Source organism: Thioalkalivibrio sulfidiphilus (genome assembly GCF_000377945.1).
GTDB classification, from domain to species: domain Bacteria; phylum Pseudomonadota; class Gammaproteobacteria; order Ectothiorhodospirales; family Ectothiorhodospiraceae; genus Thioalkalivibrio_A; species Thioalkalivibrio_A sulfidiphilus_A.
This window is the reverse complement of sequence record NZ_KB898986.1, coordinates 1-2,516: the sequence shown is the minus strand read 5'-3', so window position 1 is coordinate 2,516 and position 2,516 is coordinate 1. Positions and strand designations below refer to the sequence as shown.

The following is a 2,516-nucleotide window of genomic DNA, read 5'->3' as shown; positions in this document are numbered from 1 at the left end:
GGCATCGTCAATGGCTCGCGCGCCGTGACTGCGGACACCGCACTGCGCCTGGCGCGATATTTTGGCACCACTGCGGAGTTCTGGGTCGGGTTGCAGAAAGATTATGAGCTCGAGGTTGCCCGGCGGGCGGCGCTAGCCAGCATCGAGAAAGAAGTTTCGCCGAGGGCGGCCTAGGTGGAAGATCGGGATTGACGGCTTGTGTTGCTGGCATCGCTGTCGGGCTAAAACCCGACCTACGCCATCCTGCCGTTGGGGCTTTGTCGGCCTGAAGGCCGACCTACGGCAAAGCATGATGCGCGCATAAAAAAGGGCGCGGTTGCCCGCGCCCTCAAGACTCAACTCGTGACTTCAACGGGATTCGGCTAGTAAATCCCTGGCATTGCCTTAGAAGCTGAAGTCGTAACGCATACCCAGGGAGACACCCGTGGCGGTTTCACCCAAAGCACCATCCGGGGTCGCGGAGCGAGCCGCACCCCAAGGGGTCAGAGCGGAAGCATCCTGGTTGTCCATCACCGCCACATTGCCGTAGAAGCGCAGGGCACGATCCACGCGATACTCCAGACCCACGGCGTACATGGTGGCGTCACCATCCACCACGTCGGAATCCAGGGTAAAGACGTGCGCATTGAGGTACATGCTGGGGCTCATGCGGAAGGAGCCACCCAGGCCATAGGCCGTGCCTTCGGTCCCATTGGAGGCTTCGGTCTGCTGGTAGAGGGCGCCGAGACGCAGATCGGAAGTGATCTGGTAGGAGGCAGCCAGGCGTACAGCGTCGGGATCGCTGCTCGCACCGTTCTGCACTTCATAGGCAACAATCGCATTCAACGGGCCATTTCTGTAGCCAAGAGAACCGCTGAAACCGGCATTATCAGAACCTTCCGCAGTGGTGGAGTCGCTGCGCTCGGGGGAGTACTGGAGATCCGCCACAAAACCACCCATGCTGGGTGAACGGTAGTGCAGGCTGTTGCGGAAACGCTCATCGAAACGACCCACAGCACTCACGCGGGTGATGTTACGCATATCGCCGACCTGATCACCAAAGAAGTTGGCAGGACCACGGGCACGTTTGAACGGAGTATCGAACTTACCTACACGGAACATGCCCCAGTCGCCCTTCAGACCAGCAAAGGTGTCACGACTAGCCCATTCACTACCTTCATTGTCAAAAAAGATTTCCTGCTCGATCTGGAAGATACCGGTCAGATCATCGTTGAATCTGTGTTCACCCTTGAAGCCGATGCGGCTGGAGTTGCTGGACACGTTGATTTCACTGTAGCTGTCACCGTTGTCCAGGTGATCAACGGACAGGTGGGCACGACCATAGACACTGCCAGTGGTCTCAGCCACAGCAACGACAGGCACAGCGAGGGCGGCGGCCACGGCCACCACGAGCACTTGCTTCTTCATGGTTGAATCTCCCAGGGGATTTGGTTGTTCGTACAAAGGTCATTACGTCAATGACGGGCGACTTTGTACCAATCCCGGAGGGGGTGATTAAATCGCTGTTTGGTAAAGTTTTTTTGAAGTTTTTATTGCCCTGGACGCCTGCTTTCCGACCCACATCTGGCCGCACACGGGACCATTCAGCAGAAAGCGCTTATATTCTGGTGGCTTATGGGACGTTCCACTTGGCCATGCGCGGACTTATGGAATATGACGGTTTCATGAGGCCGTCATATTGAGCGGGATTTGTGTTGGCATGGGCGCCACAGATTCAGGCAGAAGCACGCAACAGGCGTTGCGAAATGGCAACGTGGCAGGCACTCAACGCCTGCTTCAAGGTGATGAAGGATGCTGGGTTCGGCCCGGGGTCGGGCCTCCTACGGAGAGCGATCTCTGCGCGATCCGACCACCAAACCTGGATGCCGGATGCGCTGCGCTTATCTGGCCTACGTGCTATGAACGGTGGTGAAACATGCGGGCTGGCTTGACGTATTACGTATAACGTATTAATTTACTTCAATGATCAAGTCATTCCGCGATAAGGAAACCGCGGCGCTTTTTCTGGGCGAACGCGTCAGGCGCATACCGCCCGCAATCCGGCAGGTTGCCCGCCGCAAACTCATGCAACTGGAACAGGCTGCTCGCATCGAAGAACTGCGCATCCCACCGGGCAACCGGCTTGAGCCTTTATCGGGCAACCGCGCAGGTTACTGGAGCATCCGCATCAATGACCAGTGGCGCCTATGCTTTCGATTTGAAGATGGCGATGCGTGGGATGCGGAAATCTTTGATTACCACTGAAGCGTGAAGATGATGACTATCCGACGAGAAGAAATCACCCGCATGGATTTTTCCGATGTGGTGGAGCCCGGCGAGAAACTGCCACCCGTCCACCCGGGGGATATCCTGCTCCATGACTTCATGAAACCGCTCGCACTTTCAGCCAACGGGCTTGCGGCTCGTCTTCATGTTCCCGCCAACCGCATCAGCGGCATCGTCAATGGCTCGCGCGCCGTGACTGCGGACACCGCACTGCGCCTGGCGCGATATTTTGGCACCACTGCGGAGTTCTG

General features: G+C 57.4%; 4 protein-coding genes. 3 read left to right on the top strand and 1 reads right to left on the bottom strand.

Features of this window, described 5'->3' with window-relative positions; all coding sequences use genetic code 11:
- The first annotated feature begins 3 nt into the window (after nt 1–3).
- Complete coding sequence (locus D580_RS17010) at nt 4–174, top strand: HigA family addiction module antitoxin (protein WP_269208107.1); 171 nt, start codon at nt 4–6, stop codon at nt 172–174.
- 210 nt (nt 175–384) lie between these two features.
- Here the strand turns inward: D580_RS17010 and D580_RS0114890 are convergent, their stop codons facing one another.
- Complete coding sequence (locus D580_RS0114890; RefSeq protein ID WP_018955153.1) at nt 385–1,407, bottom strand: porin; 1,023 nt, start codon at nt 1,405–1,407, stop codon at nt 385–387.
- Nucleotides 1,408–1,962: 555 nt separating this feature from the next.
- On the opposite strand from D580_RS0114890, the gene D580_RS0114885 reads away from it, so the two are divergent.
- Both D580_RS0114885 and D580_RS0114880 read left to right on the top strand, forming a co-directional pair.
- Complete coding sequence (locus D580_RS0114885; protein WP_018955152.1) at nt 1,963–2,244, top strand: type II toxin-antitoxin system RelE/ParE family toxin; 282 nt, start codon at nt 1,963–1,965, stop codon at nt 2,242–2,244.
- A gap of 42 nt (nt 2,245–2,286) precedes the next feature.
- Nucleotides 2,287–2,516, top strand: a 230-nt coding sequence (locus tag D580_RS0114880) for a HigA family addiction module antitoxin (RefSeq protein ID WP_155999876.1), incomplete at its 3' end; no start/stop codon positions are given.

Bases quoted from the DNA above. Each gene is read 5' to 3' on its own strand.
- D580_RS0114890 (WP_018955153.1), bottom strand. From the start codon at position 1,407: ATGAAGAAGCAAGTGCTCGTGGTGGCCGTGGCCGCCGCCCTCGCTGTG.
- D580_RS0114885 (WP_018955152.1), top strand. From the start codon at position 1,963: ATGATCAAGTCATTCCGCGATAAGGAAACCGCGGCGCTTTTTCTGGGC.